The organism is Streptomyces sp. NRRL S-37, assembly GCF_000721605.1.
Taxonomy (GTDB): Bacteria; Actinomycetota; Actinomycetes; order Streptomycetales; family Streptomycetaceae; genus Streptomyces.
Window position 1 is genome coordinate 359,232 of record NZ_JOIZ01000019.1, and the last position, 18,350, is coordinate 377,581.

An 18,350-nucleotide genomic window follows, 5' to 3' on the forward strand; every position below is an offset into this window, starting at 1 on the left:
TCCATGCGGAGTCAGGATGATTCCGGACATATGCGGACCGTCTCCCCGGCTGATCCGTGCTTCCCCGTGTTCGTCGACTCCACCGGCAGACGCGCGCGGATGCTCCGGCGCACCGGATACGGCGTGGCCGGGCTGGCGGCCGCGTACCTGATGGTGCTGGTACTGAGCCTCATGGGGGCGACCCCGTTCGCCCCGGGCGTCCTGCTGCCGCCCCTGCCCGGAGAGGCCACGGCCCCGTCGGTGCCGGACCGGGAAGGGGGACCGGACGACGGACCCCGGCCGCCCGGCGGTGTACTCGACCCGGGGCGGAGCGACGCCGGCACGGAGGTGGGCCCGGGCTCCCCGCTGGTTCCCCTGTTCACGCCGCCCGACGGTCCGCTCCTCACCCCCGCGGCCCCGCTCGTCCCCGGTGGACCGGTGCCCCCGGTCCCGGCCGAACCGGATTCCCCCACGACCGGCGTTCCGCCGGCACCGCAGGAGCCCGACGCCCCCGCCCCCGACGATCCGTCCGCACCCGGTCCCGGCACCGGAAGCGAAGCCGCCCCTGAACCGCCCCCGGACGGTCCGCCCCCGGGGACGGACGAGCCGCCCGCCCCGGAGCCCCCGCCGGACACCCCCCCGCCCACCCCACCCCCCGGCCCGTCCGAGCCGCCGCAGGCACCCTCCGACTCCCCGGGCGGTGACGCGCCCGTGACCGGGACCCCCTGATGCGCCGCCGGCCGGTCCGTCCCCCGCCGGCGACACCCGGGCCGCGGCGGACCCGGGCGCCCCTGCCGTCCCGGCACCGCTTCCGCGTCGTCGTCCCACTCGTCCTGCTGGCCTTCGTCGTCTCGGTGCTCCTGGTCGAGGGATACACGACCCGGGGCTTTTCCGGGGACCAGGAGGGACGCGCCGGGAAACCGGCCGCCGGCGTCCCCCGGGAGGTCACCGGCGGAGGCCCGGTCGTCGACACCACCCAGGACCCCCCGCACACCTACCGGGCACCGGACAGAACGGTGGTCCTGACCTTCGACGACGGTCCCGACCCCGTCTGGACACCCCGGATCCGGGCCGTCCTCGACCGCCACGGCGCGCCCGGCACCTTCTTCGTCACCGGCCGGCAGGCCGTGCGCCACCCCGGAATCCTGAGGGACCTGATCCGCTCCGGTCACGAGATCGGGGTGCACACCTTCTCCCACCGGGACCTGGCCACCCTGTCCGCGGCCGAGACCGACCGCGAACTGGCGTTGACCCAGCTCGCCCTCGCCGGAGCCGGGGGCGTCAACAGCTCGCTCCTGCGGATGCCCTACTCCTCGACCACCACCGCCCTGGACGGGCCGGCCTGGTCCGTCGCCCGGCGTCTCGGCGAGAAGGGCTACGTGCTGGCGTTCGTCGACCAGGACACCAGGGACTGGCGGCGTCCGGGCGCGCGGGCGATCGCCGACGCGGCCACACCGCACGTGCCGGGCCGGGGAGCGGTCGTCCTCCTGCACGACTCGGGCGGGGACCGGTCGCAGACCGTCCGGGCGCTGGACATCCTGATCCCCCGGCTCCAGGCCCAGGGCTACCGCTTCACCACGGTCGCCGGCCTCGTCGGCACCGACGGCCTCACCAGCCCCGTCGACACGGGAACCCGGTGGAAGGGCCGGGCGTTCGTGGCCGCCGTGGCCGTGTCGGACACGGCGGTGTCGGCCGTGGGCGTGCTGCTGCTGGTCGTCGGGGCGCTCGTCCTCGCACGGTGCGCGCTGATGCTGGTCCTCGCCCACCACCACGTCCACCGTCGCCCGCCCCCCGGCGCCGGCCGGCCCGTCACCCGGCCCGTCAGCGTCGTCGTCCCCGCGTACAACGAGAGACTGTGCATCGCCAAGACGCTCCGCTCGCTCGCCGCGAGCGATCACCTCGTGGAGATCATCGTCGTGGACGACGGTTCCGACGACGGCACCGCCGACGTCGCCGAGTCGCTCGGTCTCCCGGGGACCACGGTGCTCCGCCGGCCGAACGGCGGCAAGGCGTCGGCCCTCGACGCCGGCGTCCGGCGGGCCTCCCACGACCTCGTCGTCATGCTCGACGCCGACACGGTCTTCGCCCCCTCGACCGTCCACCGCCTCGTCCAGCCGTTCGCCGACCCGGCCGTCGGCGCCACCGCCGGCAACGCCAAGGTGGGCAACCGCCGCGGCCTGCTGGGCCGTTGGCAGCACATCGAGTACGTGATGGGCTTCAACCTGGACCGCCGCACCTACGACCTGCTGCGCTGCATGCCGACCGTCCCCGGCGCGGTCGGGGCCTTTCGCGTCACGGCCCTGCGGGACGCCGGGATGATGAGCGGCGACACCCTCGCCGAGGACACCGACATCACCATGGCCCTGCACCGGGCCGGGTGGGAGGTCCGCTACACCGAGGACGCGCTCGCCTGGACCGAGGCGCCGGCCACCCTGCGGCAACTGTGGCGTCAGCGCTACCGCTGGAGCTACGGCACCCTGCAGGCCGCGTGGAAGCACCGGCACGCGCTGGTCGAGCGCGGCCACGCGGGACACTTCGGCCGCCTGGGGCTGCCCCTGCTGGCCGTCTTCCAGATCCTCACCCCGCTCCTCGCCCCGCTGATCGACCTGCTGACCGTCTACGGCCTGGTCTTCGGGAACCCGCTCCGCACGATGCTGGCGTGGGCCGGTGTGCTGGCCGTGCAGACCGTCTGCGCGGCCTACGCCTTCCGCCTCGACGGTGAGAGCCTCCGGCCGCTGTGGACGCTCCCGCTGCAGCAGATCGTCTACCGCCAGCTCATGTACCTGGTGCTCGTCCAGGCCTGCCTCACCGCGGTCAACGGGTACCGGCTGCCCTGGCAACGCCTCAAGCGCAGCGGCGACGTCGTGCTGCCGCCCCGGCTCCCCGCCCGGGAACGGTGAGGTGAGCTCCGACCGCGGAAACACCGGGCGGGACCCCGTACGGCCGGTCTAGCATGAGGTCATGACCTGGCGACATTGATCCACCGGCCGCGCCTCCCGAGGACCGCCTCGGCCGCCGTACGTCCTCGACGTCCGGTGTCCGAACCGCCCCTACGGGAAGGTCTCATGACTCTCACGCCCACGCGTGCCTCCGACGTCCGCGTGCGACGGCTGACGACCACGCTGTACGGCTACGCGTTCCTCGAAGACTTCGTCCTGCTCTACCCGGTGTACGCGCTGCTGTTCAGCGACACCGGCCTGTCCGTCGGGCAGATCTCCTCCCTGTTCGCCCTCTGGTCGGTCACCGGTGTGCTGCTGGAGGTCCCCTCCGGTGCCTGGGCCGACGCCGTCTCGCGCCGGCTGCTGCTGTGGCTCGGCCCGCTGCTCACCGCCACCGGCTTCGCCCTGTGGGTGCTCGTCCCGTCGTACGGCGCCTTCGCCCTCGGCTTCGTGCTGTGGGGCGCCGGCGGGGCGCTCGGCTCCGGTGCGCTGGAGGCGCTGGTCTACGACGAACTGGAACGGCTCGACGCGGCCGGCCGCTACGCCCGGATCATGGGCCGGGCCCGTGCGGCCGGGCTGGTCGCGGTGATGGCGGCGATGGGACTCGCCGGCCCCGTGCTCACCTGGGGCGGTCACACCGCCGTCGGGGCCGCCAGTGTGCTGGTGTGCCTGCTGGCGGCGGCCACGGCGCTCCGGTTCCCCGAGCACCGCTCGCCGAAGACCGGGCACGAGAACTGGACGGCGACCCTGCGGGCCGGGCTCGCCGGGGCCCGCGCCGACCGGTCCGTACGCGGGGCGTTGCTGCTCGTTCCGGCCGTCGGCGCGGTATGGGGCGCCCTCGACGAGTACACGCCCCTGCTGGTGCGGGAGACCGGGGCCGCCGACGGGACCGTTCCCTACCTGCTCCTGCTGATCTGGGCCGGCGCCACCGCCGGAAGCCTGCTGGCCGGTGAGGGCGAGCGGCTCGGCACGGCCGGGCTCGCCGCGCTGCTGGCCGGCTCCGGTCTCGCCCTGGCCGCCGGAGCGGCCGACGGCACCCCCTGGGGGCTGGGGCTCGTCGCCCTCGCCTTCGGCGGCTTCCAAGCGGCGACGGTGCTGGCCGACGCCCGTCTCCAGTGGCGCATCGAGGACACCGGCCGGGCCACCCTCACCTCGGTGGCGGGCCTGGGCACGGAACTGGCGACGGTGGCGGTCTACGGCGGCTACGCGCTGATCGCCTCGGGCGGCGCCCACAGCACCGCTTTCGCGGTGTTCGCGCTGCCCTACCTGGCGACGGCGGCCCTGCTGCTCACCGGGGCCATCAGGACACGCCGTACGTGAGGACCCGCCGTAGCGCCCGCGGCGGGCGGCCGGTCCGGGGCCGTCCGTCCCCGGACCGACGCGGATCACGTTCCTCGAAGGGGCCACAGGCCGCGGACACACCGACCACTGAGGACGACCACCCCCGCCCCGACCCCTTCCTGCCGCAGGCGGCTGTGCCCGCGTAACCGCGGGCGACTGTGCCGCATGCCGCCGCTCCCGCGGGCAGTCGCCTGCCGCGTCAGCCGCGTCAGCCGCGTCAGTCGCGGGCAGTCGTGCCGCTGGGGCGGCACGGGTGGGCGCGACGGCACCCCGCAAGCGCCGGGCCGCGCAACCTCACCCCCCGGGCCGCACCGACGCCGGGGCACCTCACACAGCGCCGCCCTCCGAACCCACCGCGGAAGCGACAAGCACCGCGCAACGAATCGCCGCCACCCCCACCCCGCACGCAACAAACCCCTCACCGACGCGCAACGGCTCCGTCTTGTCCCCCCGAGCCGCCCGCCCGTACGGTCTATCCGACCCCCCGAAACCCCCGCGTACCGGTGAGGAACACGCATGCGCACCGCCCTGCTCCAGAGCTCCGGCCGCCCCGGATCCGTCGTCGAGAACCTCAAGGTCCTCGACGAGGCGGCCGGCCGTGCCGCCGCCGCGGGCGCCGGGCTGCTCGTCACCTCGGAGCTGTTCCTCACGGGGTACGCGATCGGCGACGACCTCGGCCGGCTCGCCGAGCCCGCCGACGGCGACGCGGCGGACGCGATCGCGGAGACCGCCACCCGGCACGGCCTCGCGATCGCCTACGGCTACCCCGAGCGGGACGGCGAGCGCGTCTTCAACTCCGTACAGCTCATCTCCGCCGTCGGCACCCGCCTCGCGAACTACCGCAAGACCCACCTCTACGGCTGCTTCGAGCGGGACCACTTCACCCCGGGAGAGCGAACCGTCGTACAGGCCGAGCTCGACGGCCTCACCATCGGCCTGATGATCTGCTACGACGTCGAGTTCCCGGAGAACGTGCGCGCCCACGCGCTGGCCGGCACCGACCTCCTCCTGGTGCCCACGGCACAGCTGCACCCGTTCCAGTTCGTCGCCGAGTCCGTCGTACCGGTGCGGGCGTTCGAGAACCAGATGTACATCGCGTACGTCAACCGGGTCGGCCAGGAGGGCGAGTTCGAGTTCGTGGGCCTGTCCACGCTCGCCGCCCCCGACGGAATCGCCCGCGCCCGGGCCGGCCGTACCGAGGAACTCGTCGTCGCCGACGCCGACCCCGTCCTCCTCGCCGCCTCCCGTGAGGACAACCCGTATCTGGCCGACCGCCGCCCCGGCCTCTACGGGTCCCTCGTCTGAACCCCGCCCCCACCCCCGCTTCACCCGTGCAAGGAGTCCGTACCCCATGACGTCCACCGTGCCCAACGCGATCGAGCACGCCGACGAGCAGCAGCCGCCGATCACCATGTTCGGCCCGGACTTCCCGTACGCGTACGACGACTTCCTCGCCCACCCGGCGGGCCTCGGACAGATACCGGCGACCGAGCACGGCACCGAGGTCGCCGTCATCGGCGGCGGCCTGTCCGGCATCGTCGCCGCGTACGAGCTGATGAAGATGGGCCTCAAGCCGGTCGTGTACGAGGCGGACCGGATCGGCGGGCGGCTGCGCACCGTCGGCTTCGACGGGTGTGACGACTCCCTGACCGCCGAGATGGGCGCGATGCGCTTCCCGCCGTCCTCCACGGCGCTCCAGCACTACATCGACCTGGTCGGACTGCACACCCGTCCCTTCCCCAATCCCCTCGCCGAGGCGACGCCGTCGACCGTCGTCGACCTCAAGGGCGAGTCGCACTACGCCGAGACCCTCGACGACCTGCCCCAGGTCTACCGGGACGTCGCCGACGCCTGGGGCAAGTGCCTCGAAGAGGGCGCCGACTTCTCCGACATGAACCGCGCCCTGCGCGAGCGCGACGTCCCCCGCATCCGGGAGATCTGGGCGAAGCTGGTCGAGAAGCTCGACAACCAGACCTTCTACGGCTTCCTCTGCGACTCCGAGGCCTTCAAGTCCTTCCGCCACCGCGAGATCTTCGGCCAGGTCGGCTTCGGCACCGGCGGCTGGGACACCGACTTCCCCAACTCCATCCTGGAGATCCTCCGCGTCGTCTACACCGAGGCCGACGACCACCACCGCGGCATCGTCGGCGGCTCCCAGCAGCTGCCCCTGCGCCTGTGGGAGCGCGAGCCGGAGAAGATCGTCCACTGGCCGTACGGCACCTCGCTGAAGTCCCTGCACCAGGACGGCGAACCCCGCCCGGCGGTCACCCGGCTCAACCGCACCGCCGGCAACCGGATCACGGTGACGGACGCCGACGGGGACATCCGCACCTACCGGGCGGCGATCTTCACCGCCCAGTCCTGGATGCTGCTCTCGAAGATCGCCTGCGACGACTCGCTCTTCCCGATCGACCACTGGACCGCGATCGAGCGCACCCACTACATGGAGAGCTCCAAGCTCTTCGTGCCGGTGGACCGGCCGTTCTGGCTGGACAAGGACGAGGAGACCGGCCGGGACGTCATGTCGATGACGCTCACCGACCGCATGACGCGCGGCACGTACCTCCTCGACGACGGCCCCGACAAGCCGGCCGTCATCTGCCTCTCCTACACCTGGTGCGACGACAGCCTGAAGTGGCTGCCGCTGTCCGCGAACGAGCGGATGGAGGTCATGCTGAAGTCGCTCGGCGAGATCTACCCCAAGGTCGACATCCGGAAGCACATCATCGGCAACCCGGTGACCGTCTCCTGGGAGAACGAGCCCTACTTCATGGGCGCGTTCAAGGCCAACCTGCCCGGCCACTACCGCTACCAGCGCCGTCTGTTCACCCACTTCATGCAGGAGGCGCTGCCGGAGGACAAGCGGGGCATCTTCCTCGCCGGCGACGACATCTCCTGGACGGCCGGCTGGGCGGAGGGCGCCGTCCAGACCGCGCTGAACGCCGTCTGGGGCGTCATGCACCACTTCGGCGGCGAGACCGACCCGACCAACCCGGGCCCCGGCGACCTCTACGACGAGATCGCCCCGGTGGAGCTCCCCGAGGACTGAGCCCGCCTCCCCGCCGCGGGGTCAGTCCGGCAGCGGGGTGAGCAGCATGCGGCCGGCGAAGCCCACCGCCGTGTCCAGGCGTTCGGTGAACTCCCCGGCGATGTCCGGCAGTCCGCGCAGTGCCCACAGGGCGCGGGCCGCCGTCCAGGCCGCGTCCCGGGCGCGTTCCAGGCTCCACGCGCCCAGCAGATGGGTCAGCGGGTCGGCGATCCGCAGCAGTTCGGGGCCCGGGGTCAGCTCTTCGCGGATCCGGTCCTCCATCGAGAGGAGGAGTTCGCCCACCTGGTCGAACTCGTCCTCCAGGTCGACGGGTTCGCAGGTGAGCGTACGGCAGGTGTCCACGACGGCGAGGGCGAGATCGTGGCCGATGTGCGCGTTGACGCCCGCGAGGGCGAACTGCAGCGGACGTACGCCGGGGTGCCGGCGGAACTGGAACAGCGGGCGCCAGCAGGCCGGTGGCAGCCGCTCCCGCGACACCGCGTCCACCGCCGCCAGATAGCGCTCCGCGAACCGTACGTCCAGCGCGATCGCCGCCCGCGCGTCCGGGAACCGGCCCGCGTCGATCCGCCAGTCCACGGCCTCCGTGACGGTGAGGTAGACACGGTTGAACACCGCGACCCCGTCCCGCGCGGGCAGGGCCGCGTCGAGCGCGCGCATACGGGAGACGACCCCGTCCACAGGTGTGAGGACTTGTTCGCGTTGCGGCATGAGCGCAGAGTCGCACCTTTAGGGTGGAACCAGTGGCGGCGGGCCCGGCGCTTCCCCGGAACGGGGGAACGTGCCCGTCGTGGGGGAGGGGGAGCAGTACTGTGTCAGGCCCGCGTGCCCAGCGCCTGTCCGCGCGGAGGGCCGAGCGCCGGCGTGTCGTCCGGCGCGGCGCGATGGTCGCGGCGGCCTCCGTGGTGGTCGCGGTCGGCACCGTCACGGGGATGATGTCGGCGGTCGGCGACGGACGCGGCATGGACGAGGCACGCCCCGCGGTGACCTCCTCGTCCCGCCCGGAACCGCTGCACGTCGTGCCGTCACTCCCGCCCTCGCCTTCGCCGTCGGCGACGACGTCCCCTTCTCCCACGGCCGGTCCGGCGGAGAAGGCGAGCCCGAAGGCGTCCGCGTCCGGGACCGGGAAGAAGCGGCGGACCGCCCCCGTGTCCACCCGCCTCTACCGCCACCCCGACTCCCAGGTCCTGGACTGGGTGCGGTCCCACCCCGGCGACCCGCGCCGCGCGGTCATCGAGTCCCGGATAGCCGACCAGCCGGCGGCCGTGTGGTTCGCGGACCACTCCCCGGAGACGATCACCTCCCGGGTGCGTGCCGTGACGTCGGGCGGCGCGGCACGGGGCCGGACACCGGTCCTCGTGCCGTACGCGATCCCCGACCGCGACTGCGGCGGGTACTCCGAGGGCGGGGCACCCGATCTGGCGGCCTACGACGCCTGGATCGACCGGTTCGCCGCCGGACTGGGCGGCGGCGAGGTCATCGTGATCCTGGAGCCCGACGCGATCGCCCAGTCCGAGTGCCTCTCCGTCGGGCGGCGCGCCGACCGCTTCGCCTCGCTGGCCCGGGCCGGCCGGGTGCTGAAGGAAGCCAACCCCCGGGCGCGGGTCTACTTCGACGCCGGGCACTCCGGCTGGCGCGCGCCCACCGAGCAGGCCGCCCTGCTGCGGCAGGCCGGGGCCGCCTCGGCCGCCTCCTCCGACGGCGTCTTCAGCAACGTCTCCAACTTCCATGACACCGCCGACGAGGTCGCCTACGACCGTGCCGTGCTCGACGCCCTCGGCGGACCGCCGGGCCTCGGCGCGGTGATCGACACCAGCCGCAACGGCAACGGCGCCCCGGCGGACGGCGCGTGGTGCGACCCGGCGGGCCGCAAGATCGGCCGGACCCCGACGCTGAGCACCGGGGAGGCCGGCATCGACGCCTACCTGTGGGTGAAGCTGCCGGGGGAGTCCGACGGCTGCAAGGGGGCGCCGGGCACCTTCACCCCGTCGTACGCCTACGACTTGGCGCGCTGATCACCCTCGGTGTCTTCGGTGTCGTAGGAGGACGTGCCCTCGTCGAGCAGCGGCTCCTGCGTCTTGAGGTGGGCGGGCGCGAAGACGCGCAGCGCGTGGTAGCCGGTGATGACGACCAGCGTGCCGAGCGCGATGCCGCTGAGCGAGAAGGTGTCGGTGAACTCCATCGAGACGTTGCCGACGCCGATGATGATGCCCGCGGCGGCCGGCACCAGGTTCAGCGGATTGCGCAGGTCCACCTTGGCGTTGGTCCAGATCTGCGCGCCGAGCAGGCCGATCATGCCGTACAGGATGACGGTGATCCCGCCGAGGACCCCGCCCGGGACGGCCGCCACGACCGCGCCGAACTTCGGGCACACGCCGAACAGCAGGGCGAAGCCGGCGGCGGCCCAGTAGGCGGCCGTGGAGTAGACGCGGGTCGCGGCCATCACGCCGATGTTCTCGGAGTAGGTGGTGTTGGGCGGGCCGCCGACCGCGGTGGACAGCATGGAGCCGACGCCGTCGGCGGAGATGGCCGTGCCGAGCTTGTCGTCGAGGTCGTCGCCGGTCATCTCGCCGACCGCCTTGACGTGCCCGGCGTTCTCGGCGATCAGCGCGATGACCACCGGCAGGGCGACCAGGACCGCCGACCACTCGAAGGACGGGCCGTGCAGGGTCGGCAGCCCGATCCAATCGGCCTGGCCCACGCCGGACAGGTCCAGGCGCCAGTGGTCGGTGACCTTGCCGCTCGCGTCCGCCGAGTGGATCTTCCCGAAGACCCGGTCGAGCGCCCAGGACAGGGCGTATCCGAAGACCAGTCCGAGGAAGATCGCGACGCGGGACCAGAAGCCGCGCAGGCAGACCACGGCGAGCCCGGTGAACAGCATCACGGACAGGGCGGTCCACTGGTCCTGCGGCCAGTAGGTGGAGGCGGTCACCGGTGCCAGGTTGAAGCCGATCAGCATCACCACCGCGCCGGTCACGACCGGCGGCATCGCGGCGTGGATGATCCGCGCCCCGAAGCGTTGTACCGCGAGACCCACCAGGAACAGCGCGGCCCCCACCACGAACACCGCGCCGGTGACGGTGGCGCTGGAGCCGCCCTGGGCCCGGATGACCGCGGCGACGCCGACGAAGGAGAGCGAGCAGCCCAGGTAGCTGGGCACCCGGCCGCGCGTGGCCAGCAGGAAGACGATCGTCGCGACGCCCGACATCATGATCGCGAGGTTGGGGTCGAGGCCCATGAGCACCGGCGCGACGAAGGAGGCGCCGAACATCGCCACGACGTGCTGGGCGCCCAGTCCCGCCGTGCGGGGCCAGGAGAGCCGTTCGTCGGGGCGGACCACCGCGCCGGGGGCCGGGGTGCGTCCGTCGCCGTGCAGTTTCCACCGGACGCCGAGATTCATGAGCTGTCGCTTTCGTCGTACGTGCAGCGTGTCCGGACCATTGTGCGGGCTGGGCAGCGGTGCTTCGTACAGGCGGACGGGCATGGCCGACCCGGCTGAGCGTCTGCTTAGGATGAGGAAGCGCCGCTGTTCGATGTAAGCGGCATTCATCCCGTACGTCCCAGGAGTCCCGCCCGTGACCGCCGAAGCCCCGCTCGCCCCCGCCCTGCTCCACGGCCGGCTGATCCCCGTGACCGTCCACTTCGACGACCTCGACGCGCTGGGACTGCTGCACAACGCCCGCTATCCGCTGCTCGTCGAGCGGGCGTGGACCGAGCTGTGGCAGGAGAAGGGCGTCCGCTTCGACGGCGACTGGGCGGCGGCCGGCGACGCCTGCAACGCGGTCCGGGAGCTGCGCATCGGCTACGAGGCCCCGGTGACCCGCGCCGGTACGTACGCGGTCCACCTGTGGCTGGAGCGGCTCGGCAGGACCGGACTGACGTACGGCTTCCGCTTCTGCTCGCAGGACGGGGCGGTGACCTACGCGCGGGGCAGCCGGGTGCTGGTGCGGCTGGACGCCACGACCCTGCGCCCGGCCCCCTGGAGCGAGACGTTCAGGGACGGGGCTCGGGAACTGCTGCTTCCGGACGCGTGACTTTCGTACGGTCTCCCGCGCGCAGCACGCCCGCGAAGCCCGCGATGCCGCACGACAACACCGTCACCAGGACGAACGACACCATCAGACTGGTCGCCTGGGCCAGCAGGCCGATCGCGCTCGGGGCGACCAGGCCCGAGGTGTAGGTGATGGTCGCGACGCCCGCGATGGCCAGGCTCGGGTTGGAGCCGCTGCGGCCGGCGGCGGCGAAGCACAGCGGCACGACCACCGCGATGCCGAGCCCCATCAGCGCGAACCCGCCCATCGCCACCGCGGGGTGCCCGGCGAACACGATCAGCAGTCCGCCCAGCAGGGCGACGGCGCCGCTCGCGCGGACCGTGCGCACGGCGCCGTAGCGGTCCACCACGTGGTCCCCGGCGATCCGGGCGAGGGCCATGGTGAGCGTGAAACCGGTGGTGCAGGCGGCCGCGAGACCGGCCGAGGTCTCCAGCTGGTCGCGCAGGTAGACCGCCGACCAGTCCAGGCTCGCGCCCTCCGCGAACACCGCGCAGAAGCCGATCGCGCCGATGAGCAGCGCGGAGCGGGGCGGCAGCGCGAACCGCGGCGGCGGCTCCTCGTCCTCGGCGGGCTGCAGGTCGAGCACCCAGGTGCAGGCGGTCACGCCCGCCACCGTCAGGGCGGCGGCCGCGAGCGCGTGGTGCAGCCGGGCGTCCGTGCCCAGGTGGGCGGCGAGCGTGCCGGCCGCCGAGCCGACCAGGGCGCCGGCGCTCCACATGCCGTGCAGCCCCGACATGATCGACTTGTCGAGCCGGTTCTCCACCTCCACACCCAGCGCGTTCATCGCCACGTCGGACATGCCGGCCGTGGCACCGTAGACGAACAGGGCCAGGCAGAGGGTGAGCAGGTTCGGGGCGATCGACGGCAGGATCAGCGCGAGCGTCCACAGCGCGATCAGACCGCGCAGCGCCGTGCGGGCACCGAAGCGGTGGCTGACGCTTCCCGCGAGCGGCATCGCGAGGGACGCCCCGAGCGCGGGGAAGGCGAGCGCGAGGCCCAACTGCCCGGCGCTCACCCCGGCATGGTCCTGGATCCAGGGGACGCGGGTGGCGAACGAGCCGGTGACGGCGCCGTGCACGGCGAACACGGCGGCCACGGCGTACCGCGCCCGCCTCACATCGCGCTGCTGATGGACCACTGCGCTCATCGTCCCGCCCCTCCCGGCCGTCGGTTTCCGTCTGCGCCGCCGTAAACTATCAGGAACCCTGCCTGAAAGATATGGGGTATCCGGGGACGGAGCATGCGCCGGCCGGCCCCGCCGATCTGGAAGGATCCCGGCATGGCCGCATCCCCGAGCACCGCCAGAGCCATCAACGACCGGCTCGCCCTGCGTCTGCTCCAGCAGGAAGGCCCGCTGACCGCAGGGCAGTTGAAGCAGCTGACCGGACTGTCCCGGCCGACCGTCGCCGACCTCGTCGAGCGGCTCACCGCCGCCGGGCTCATCACGGTGGCCGGCGAGGCGGGGGAGCAGCGGCGCGGCCCCAACGCCAAGCTCTACGGCATCGTCGCGGACCGGGCGCACCTGGCCGCGCTGGACGTCCGCACCGAGGGCGTCGCCGTGGTCGTCTCCGACCTCGTCGGCGAGGTGCTGGCCGAGGCCGCCCTGCCCATCACCGGGGAGGCGGGCACCGGACCGGCGGTCGAACAGGCGGTCGCGCTGGTCGAGCGGACGGCGAAGGAGGCGGGCGCCGACCGGCTGCACACCGTCGGGATCGGCGCCCCCGGGCTGATCGACCCCGCGAGCGGCGAACTGCGCGACTCCACGGGCCTGCCCGAGTGGCACCGGCGCCTGGTCGCCGTACTCCAGGAACGGTTCCCCGAGGCCCGGGTCAGCGTGGAGAACGAGACCAACCTCGCCGCGCTGGCCGAGCAGCGCGACGGCGCGGCCCGTGACCGGGACACCTTCGTCCTGCTGTGGCTGGGCCACGGCACCGGCGCCGCCGTGATCCTCGACGGCACCCTGCGCAGGGGTGCCTCCGGCGGTACGGGCGAGATCGGCTTCCTCCCGGTCCCGGGCACCCGCGGTCTGCCCTCGGCCACCGACTGCGCGGGCGGCTACCACTCCCTGGTGGGGGCGGCGGCGGTCGCGGAGCTGGCGGAGGAGTACGGCGTCGTGGCGGAGCCGGGCATCGAGCCGCCGGCGGCGGGCGCGGTACGGACGGCCGTCGCGTCGGCCGGGCCCGCCTCCCCGGAGGCACGCTTCCTCGACACCCTGGCCGACCGGATCGCGGTGGGCGTCGCCTCGGTGGTCGCGCTGCTCGACCCCGGCCACGTGGTCCTGGGCGGCGAGATCGGCCAGGCCGGCGGCGAGGCACTCGCCGCGCGGGTACGGGACCGCCTGGCCGCCCTGTCCCCCCTGCCCGCCGACGTACGGCCCAGCACCCTGGGCGGCGGCGCGGTACTCCGCGGAGCCCTCCTGACGGCCCGCGACCGCGCCCAGGACGAACTGTTCGGCGTACCCGGACACTGAGGCAGCGCCCCGAAGAGCGCGGGACCGTACCGACGTGCGGCCACGGCAGCGCCCTGAAGGGGCGCGGGGCCGTGTTGACGTGCGGCTACCGCCGCGTGGGCGCGACCAGCCACGACGGCGCCACGGACGACAGACGACACCGCACCGCACGTCCGGCAGGACGCCCGGCTCCCGGCCGTCGGACGTCGTCGGCCGGACCGGTGCTCACCCCGTCCGGTCGCGGACGGACGTCCCGCTCACCGGCGGTCGCCGCGCGGCGCTCACCGCGCACCGCTTCGCCAGGTACTCGTCGAACGTGCCCTTGCCGACCGCTCGCTCCGGGGCGAGGTGGCCGCCCGCGCGGAAGGCGTCGTAGGACGCGCCGCGCAGCGGGACCTTCACCACCGCGCGGCGGCGGCCCGTGGCCTTCAGATACGCGCGGGCCAGGGAGTCGAACGTCCGGACCTCCGGACCGCCCATGTCGTCGACGCGGCCAGCCGGCGCGCCCTGGGCCAGCTCGGCCAGGCGGTCCGCGACCTCCGTGACGTCGACCGGCTGGTTCTTCACCCGGGCCGGCAGCAGCAGGACCGGCATCCTGGCCATGACCTGAAGGACCGTGAACACCAGGTCGTGGAACTGGGTGGCGCGCAGCACCGTCCAGCCCAGCCCCGACTCCTCGACCAGCCGCTCCACGGCCAGCTTGGACTTGTAGTAGCCGAACGGCACCCGGTCGACACCGACGATCGAGATGTACACGAGGTGTCCGGCCCCGGCCCCCCGGGCCGCCGCGATCAGGTTCCGCGCGGCCTCCTCGTCGCCACCGCGCGGTGACGACGCGCAGTGCACGATCGTGTCCACGCCCGTGACGGCCTCGTCCAGCGCCGGCCCGCCTTCGCGCAGATCGACGGCGTACGGCTGAGCGTGCCGGCTGAGCCCCCGCACCTCGTGTCCGCCCGCCCGCAGCCGTGCGACGACGTGCCGGCCGAGCGTTCCGGTACCGCCGGTCACCAGGATCGTGCTCATGCTGTTCCGTCCCTCCGGGTATCCGGCGCTCCCCGACGGAGCGCCCCGCGTCTGGGACGGATCGACCACCGCCGGATGTGACATCGGTCCGGGGACCCGCCCCGTACGGAGTCCAGCTTCTCCGGGTCCGGTACTGGGCGCATCCGCGCGTGGTGAGGCCCGGCGGCGGGCAAGGGCCGTCGTCACCGCCGCCGGGCCGGTTCTCCGGGAGGGTCAGCAGGCTCCCTGGTCCCGCCAGACCCCCCATTCGCCGGGCGGCGTCGCGCCCGGTGCCGGCGACTGCCATGCCGGCAGCTTCAGTGACACCCGGTGGAAGTCGCCCTTCAGGCCGCCCACATTGCCGCCCGTGTGGTCGCTGCTGATGACCTCGGTGCCGAAACCGGACCGGTCGGAGGCGTTCCCCGGAGCCGAGGTCGCGTAGTCGAATGGCCGGCGGCGTGCGAGACGGTGGCAGGGGGACGGCACAGGGGGGTTCCTCTCCGGGGAAGGTGGCTCGGACCTTAAGAGGACTAGACCAAAGCGTCAATAGGTATGGGCCAATTGGGCGGGCTGTCAAGGAGGCTTCCCGGCGGGGGAGTTGCTCCTCGCGGGACCCTCGGCGGTCTCCGTGTCACTTCCTGTGAGCCACTCCACACTCCTCGCCCGCATGGAGTGCGGCCGGCCGTGGCAGACTGGCCCCGTACCAGTAGCAGCGCACTCCGGGGTCGGTGAAAGTCCGAACCGGCGGTTACAGTCCGCGACCCGGTCGCCTCCAGCGACCGGTTGACCAGGTGAAATTCCTGGACCGACGGTTAAAGTCCGGATGGGAGGCAGTGCGCGGCGGGCGGGCATCCATGCGCGTCGCCGTACCGGTTCGCCCTCCGGGCGGACTTTGTCCGGCGTCGCCCCGGTGTCGTCGCCTGCGGTTTCTGTCGTCATCGACAGCCCCGGAGTCCGTGCCCGAAGAGGCAGGAGGACCCGGGAAGTGTTCACCGGAATCGTCGAAGAGCTGGGCGAGATCACCGCCGTCGAAACCCTCGACGACGCCTGTCGCTTCCGGCTGCGCGGCCCCGTCGTCACCGAAGGCGTGAAGCACGGCGACTCCATCGCCGTCAACGGTGTCTGCCTCACGGTCGTCGAGCACGAGGGCGACGAGTTCACCGCCGACGTCATGGCGGAGACCCTGAAGCGCTCCAGCCTCGGCGTCCTCGCCGTCGGCTCCCGCGTCAACCTCGAACGCCCCACGGCCGTCGGCTCCCGCCTCGGCGGCCACATCGTCCAAGGGCACGTCGACGGCACCGGCGAGATCCTCGGGCGCGAGCCGTCGGAGAACTGGGAGATCGTGAAGATCTCCCTCCCCGCCGGCCTCTCCCGCTACGTCGTGGAGAAGGGCTCCATCACCGTCGACGGCGTCAGCCTCACCGTCGTCGACGCCGGGCCCGACTTCTTCACCGTCAGCCTGATCCCCACCACGCTCGCCCTGACGACCCTGGGCCTCAAGCAGCCCGGCGACCCGGTCAACCTCGAGGTGGACGTCATCGCCAAGTACGTCGAGCGGATGCTCGGCGACCGCGTCGCCGGTGAGGGGGCTTCCCGGTGAACTGGCTCAACTCCGAGGCCTTCACCCTCTTCGGCCAGCACATCAAATGGTCGGACATGCTCGGCAACGTGATCGGTCTGATCGCCCTCGCGCTCGGCTGGCGCCGCTCCCTGTGGACCTGGCCCGCCCAGTTCGTCTCCGGTCTGATCCTCTTCGCCGCCTTCTCCACCGCCCACCTCTCGGGCAGCGCCGGCAAGCAGGTCGTCGTCATGCTGGTCGCCGCCTGGGGCTTCTGGCAGTGGAACCGCGGCCGGCGACAGGCGCAGGACGGCTCCGTCGCCGTACGGTTCGCGACCAACCCCGAACGGCTTCTCCTCGTGGGCGCCGCGGCCGTCGGCACCCTCGCCGTCGGCGGGCTGTTCACCCTCTACCCGTCCCTGTCCTGGGACCCCTGGCCGGACGCCTACATCTTCGTCGGCACCATCGTCGCCATGTACGCGCAGGCCCGCGGCATGGTCGAGTTCTGGTTCGCCTGGCTGCTCGTCGACCTCGTCGGCGTCCCCCTGAACTTTGCCAACGGCTTCGCCTTCTCCGGCTTCGTCTACGTCATCTACGGCGCGCTCGTCCTGTGGGGACTGCGCGACTGGTGGCTGCGCTCCCGCGACGCGCGGCCCACTCTGGAAGGAGCGCCCGCATGAGCACGGCACCGATCCTGTACAGCACCGACGGCGTCGAGGACCTCCTGCTCGACCCGGTCGAGCAGGCGATCGCCGACATCGCGGCCGGCCGCCCGGTCGTGGTCGTCGACGACGAGGACCGCGAGAACGAGGGCGACCTCGTCGTCGCCGCCGAGAAGGCCACCCCCGAGATCGTCGCCTTCATGATGAGCGAGTGCCGCGGCCTGATCTGCGCCCCCATGGAGGGCGAGGAGCTGGACCGGCTGCGCCTCCCGCAGATGGTCGACGACAACACCGAGTCGATGAAGACCGCGTTCACCGTCTCCGTCGACGCCTCCGCCGCCCACGGCGTGACCACCGGCATCTCCGCCGCCGACCGCGCCACCACGCTCCGACTGCTGGCGAGCGGCACCGCCGAACCCACCGACCTCGTCCGCCCCGGACACGTCTTCCCGCTGCGCGCCCGCCCCGGCGGCGTGCTCGTGCGCAACGGTCACACCGAGGCCGCCGTCGACCTGGCCCGCCTCGCCGGCCTGCGCCCGGCCGGCGCCATCGTCGAGATCGCCGGCGAGGACGGCACCATGCTCCGGCTGCCCGAGCTGATCCCCTTCGCCCGCAAGCACGGCCTGACGATCATCTCCATCGAGGACCTGATCGCCTACCGCCGCTCCGCCGAACCCACCGTCCGCCGCGAGGCCGAGGTCCGTCTGCCGACCTCCCACGGCACCTTCACCGCGTACGGTTACCGCTCCACCGTCGACGGAATCGAGCACGTCGCCCTCGTCCACGGCGACCTCGGCGACGGTGAGGACGTCCTCGTCCGCCTCCACTCCGAATGCCTCACCGGCGACGTCTTCGGCTCCCGGCGCTGCGACTGCGGCCCCCAGCTCGACGCCTCCCTGGAGCGCATCCAGGCCGAGGGCCGCGGAGTCGTGGTCTACCTGCGCGGACACGAGGGACGCGGCATCGGCCTGATGTCCAAGCTGCGCGCCTACGAACTCCAGGAGCGCGGCCGGGACACCCTCGACGCCAACCTCGAACTCGGCCTGCCCGCCGACGCCCGCGACTACGGCGCCGGCGCGCGGATCCTCGCCGACCTCGGTGTCCGCGGCGTCCGCCTGATGACCAACAACCCCGACAAGTCCGACGCGCTCGCCCGCCACGGCATCGAGGTCACCGGACGCGAGCCGATGCCCGTCACCGCGAGCGAGCACAACCTCCGCTACCTGCGCACCAAGCGGGACCGGATGGGCCACGACCTGCCCTGGCTGGACACGCCGACCGTGCCCGCCTGCGGCAACCAGTAACGACAGACAGCGAGGAGA

At 73.0% G+C, this 18,350-nt stretch carries 15 protein-coding genes, 1 pseudogene and 1 riboswitch; of the genes and pseudogenes, 11 read left to right on the forward strand and 5 right to left on the reverse strand.

Going from position 1 to position 18,350, the window contains the following annotated elements:
• Nucleotides 1-3: 3 nt before the first annotated feature.
• From IH50_RS0127445 to IH50_RS0127465, 5 genes are all read left to right on the forward strand, one after another.
• Nucleotides 4-708 carry a hypothetical protein gene (locus IH50_RS0127445; RefSeq protein ID WP_158801304.1) on the forward strand — a complete coding sequence of 235 codons (705 nt, stop codon included), beginning with the start codon at nucleotides 4-6 and terminating at the stop codon, nucleotides 706-708.
• Entirely contained in the window at nucleotides 708-2,879 is a 2,172-nt protein-coding gene (locus tag IH50_RS0127450; RefSeq protein WP_030867808.1) for a bifunctional polysaccharide deacetylase/glycosyltransferase family 2 protein, read from the forward strand. Before IH50_RS0127445 ends, IH50_RS0127450 begins: the two co-directional genes overlap by 1 nt.
• A 165-nt stretch (nucleotides 2,880-3,044) precedes the next feature.
• The gene (locus IH50_RS0127455; protein ID WP_030867809.1) at nucleotides 3,045-4,238 is read left to right on the forward strand and encodes an MFS transporter; all 1,194 of its coding nucleotides are present in this window, start codon (nucleotides 3,045-3,047) and stop codon (nucleotides 4,236-4,238) included.
• A 537-nt stretch (nucleotides 4,239-4,775) separates the two neighbouring features.
• Nucleotides 4,776-5,564, forward strand: a complete 789-nt coding sequence (locus IH50_RS0127460) for a carbon-nitrogen hydrolase family protein (RefSeq protein ID WP_030867811.1) — start codon at nucleotides 4,776-4,778, stop codon at nucleotides 5,562-5,564.
• 46 nt (nucleotides 5,565-5,610) lie between these two features.
• Complete coding sequence (locus tag IH50_RS0127465; protein ID WP_030867814.1) at nucleotides 5,611-7,308, forward strand: flavin monoamine oxidase family protein; 1,698 nt, start codon at nucleotides 5,611-5,613, stop codon at nucleotides 7,306-7,308.
• A gap of 21 nt (nucleotides 7,309-7,329) precedes the next feature.
• Here IH50_RS0127465 and IH50_RS0127470 read toward each other — a convergent pair whose 3' ends face one another.
• Nucleotides 7,330-8,016: a DUF5995 family protein gene (locus tag IH50_RS0127470; RefSeq protein WP_030867816.1), complete on the reverse strand. Its 687-nt coding sequence runs from the start codon at nucleotides 8,014-8,016 to the stop codon at nucleotides 7,330-7,332.
• 173 nt (nucleotides 8,017-8,189) lie between these two features.
• Here IH50_RS0127470 and IH50_RS0127475 point away from each other — a divergent pair, with 173 nt between their 5' ends.
• A complete protein-coding gene (locus IH50_RS0127475; RefSeq protein WP_030867818.1) occupies nucleotides 8,190-9,320 on the forward strand; it encodes a glycoside hydrolase family 6 protein in 1,131 nt (376 codons plus the stop codon).
• Here the strand turns inward: IH50_RS0127475 and IH50_RS0127480 are convergent.
• Nucleotides 9,302-10,705, reverse strand: a complete 1,404-nt coding sequence (locus IH50_RS0127480; RefSeq protein ID WP_030867823.1) for a uracil-xanthine permease family protein — start codon at nucleotides 10,703-10,705, stop codon at nucleotides 9,302-9,304. The two genes, IH50_RS0127475 and IH50_RS0127480, sit on opposite strands and share 19 nt — an antisense overlap.
• 175 nt (nucleotides 10,706-10,880) lie before the next feature.
• Here IH50_RS0127480 and IH50_RS0127485 point away from each other — a divergent pair, with 175 nt between their 5' ends.
• Nucleotides 10,881-11,339, forward strand: coding sequence for an acyl-CoA thioesterase (locus IH50_RS0127485; protein ID WP_030867826.1), 459 nt, complete (start codon nucleotides 10,881-10,883; stop codon nucleotides 11,337-11,339).
• On the opposite strand, the gene IH50_RS0127490 is transcribed toward IH50_RS0127485, so the two are convergent.
• Nucleotides 11,299-12,504 carry an MFS transporter gene (locus IH50_RS0127490; RefSeq protein ID WP_030867829.1) on the reverse strand — a complete coding sequence of 402 codons (1,206 nt, stop codon included), beginning with the start codon at nucleotides 12,502-12,504 and terminating at the stop codon, nucleotides 11,299-11,301. The two genes, IH50_RS0127485 and IH50_RS0127490, sit on opposite strands and share 41 nt — an antisense overlap.
• A 132-nt stretch (nucleotides 12,505-12,636) precedes the next feature.
• Between IH50_RS0127490 and IH50_RS0127495 the strand changes: the two genes are divergently transcribed.
• Nucleotides 12,637-13,827, forward strand: coding sequence for an ROK family transcriptional regulator (locus IH50_RS0127495; RefSeq protein ID WP_030867832.1), 1,191 nt, complete (start codon nucleotides 12,637-12,639; stop codon nucleotides 13,825-13,827).
• A 204-nt stretch (nucleotides 13,828-14,031) separates the two neighbouring features.
• Here IH50_RS0127495 and IH50_RS0127500 read toward each other — a convergent pair whose 3' ends face one another.
• Both IH50_RS0127500 and IH50_RS0127505 read right to left on the reverse strand, forming a co-directional pair.
• Nucleotides 14,032-14,829 (reverse strand): SDR family oxidoreductase, encoded by a 798-nt coding sequence (locus IH50_RS0127500; protein WP_051767463.1) that lies wholly within the window; start codon nucleotides 14,827-14,829, stop codon nucleotides 14,032-14,034.
• Nucleotides 14,830-15,087: 258 nt separating this feature from the next.
• Nucleotides 15,088-15,255, reverse strand: a pseudogene (locus IH50_RS0127505) (chitinase C-terminal domain-containing protein); the annotation flags it as partial.
• 263 nt (nucleotides 15,256-15,518) lie between these two features.
• A riboswitch (FMN riboswitch) is annotated at nucleotides 15,519-15,649 on the forward strand.
• Nucleotides 15,650-15,793: 144 nt separating this feature from the next.
• On the opposite strand from IH50_RS0127505, the gene IH50_RS0127510 reads away from it, so the two are divergent.
• From IH50_RS0127510 to IH50_RS0127520, 3 genes are read left to right on the forward strand one after another with little or no spacing between them, the layout of a single operon-like run.
• Nucleotides 15,794-16,408 carry a riboflavin synthase gene (locus IH50_RS0127510; protein ID WP_030867838.1) on the forward strand — a complete coding sequence of 205 codons (615 nt, stop codon included), beginning with the start codon at nucleotides 15,794-15,796 and terminating at the stop codon, nucleotides 16,406-16,408.
• The gene (locus tag IH50_RS0127515) at nucleotides 16,405-17,046 is read left to right on the forward strand and encodes a nicotinamide mononucleotide transporter family protein (RefSeq protein ID WP_030867842.1); all 642 of its coding nucleotides are present in this window, start codon (nucleotides 16,405-16,407) and stop codon (nucleotides 17,044-17,046) included. The genes IH50_RS0127510 and IH50_RS0127515 overlap by 4 nt, the downstream gene beginning before the upstream one ends.
• Nucleotides 17,043-18,332, forward strand: a complete 1,290-nt coding sequence (locus tag IH50_RS0127520) for a bifunctional 3,4-dihydroxy-2-butanone-4-phosphate synthase/GTP cyclohydrolase II (RefSeq protein WP_030867844.1) — start codon at nucleotides 17,043-17,045, stop codon at nucleotides 18,330-18,332. Before IH50_RS0127515 ends, IH50_RS0127520 begins: the two co-directional genes overlap by 4 nt.
• The last annotated feature ends 18 nt before the right edge of the window (nucleotides 18,333-18,350 follow it).

What these genes read in the sequence shown, in the direction of transcription:
- IH50_RS0127470 (WP_030867816.1), bottom strand. Translation starts at nt 8,016, where the DNA reads ATGCCGCAACGCGAACAAGTCCTCACACCTGTGGACGGGGTCGTCTCC.
- IH50_RS0127445 (WP_158801304.1), top strand. Translation starts at nt 4, where the DNA reads ATGCGGAGTCAGGATGATTCCGGACATATGCGGACCGTCTCCCCGGCT.
- IH50_RS0127495 (WP_030867832.1), top strand. Translation starts at nt 12,637, where the DNA reads ATGGCCGCATCCCCGAGCACCGCCAGAGCCATCAACGACCGGCTCGCC.
- IH50_RS0127520 (WP_030867844.1), top strand. Translation starts at nt 17,043, where the DNA reads ATGAGCACGGCACCGATCCTGTACAGCACCGACGGCGTCGAGGACCTC.
- IH50_RS0127450 (WP_030867808.1), top strand. Translation starts at nt 708, where the DNA reads ATGCGCCGCCGGCCGGTCCGTCCCCCGCCGGCGACACCCGGGCCGCGG.
- IH50_RS0127455 (WP_030867809.1), top strand. Translation starts at nt 3,045, where the DNA reads ATGACTCTCACGCCCACGCGTGCCTCCGACGTCCGCGTGCGACGGCTG.
- IH50_RS0127490 (WP_030867829.1), bottom strand. Translation starts at nt 12,504, where the DNA reads ATGAGCGCAGTGGTCCATCAGCAGCGCGATGTGAGGCGGGCGCGGTAC.
- IH50_RS0127500 (WP_051767463.1), bottom strand. Translation starts at nt 14,829, where the DNA reads ATGAGCACGATCCTGGTGACCGGCGGTACCGGAACGCTCGGCCGGCAC.
- IH50_RS0127460 (WP_030867811.1), top strand. Translation starts at nt 4,776, where the DNA reads ATGCGCACCGCCCTGCTCCAGAGCTCCGGCCGCCCCGGATCCGTCGTC.
- IH50_RS0127465 (WP_030867814.1), top strand. Translation starts at nt 5,611, where the DNA reads ATGACGTCCACCGTGCCCAACGCGATCGAGCACGCCGACGAGCAGCAG.
- IH50_RS0127475 (WP_030867818.1), top strand. Translation starts at nt 8,190, where the DNA reads ATGGTCGCGGCGGCCTCCGTGGTGGTCGCGGTCGGCACCGTCACGGGG.
- IH50_RS0127480 (WP_030867823.1), bottom strand. Translation starts at nt 10,705, where the DNA reads ATGAATCTCGGCGTCCGGTGGAAACTGCACGGCGACGGACGCACCCCG.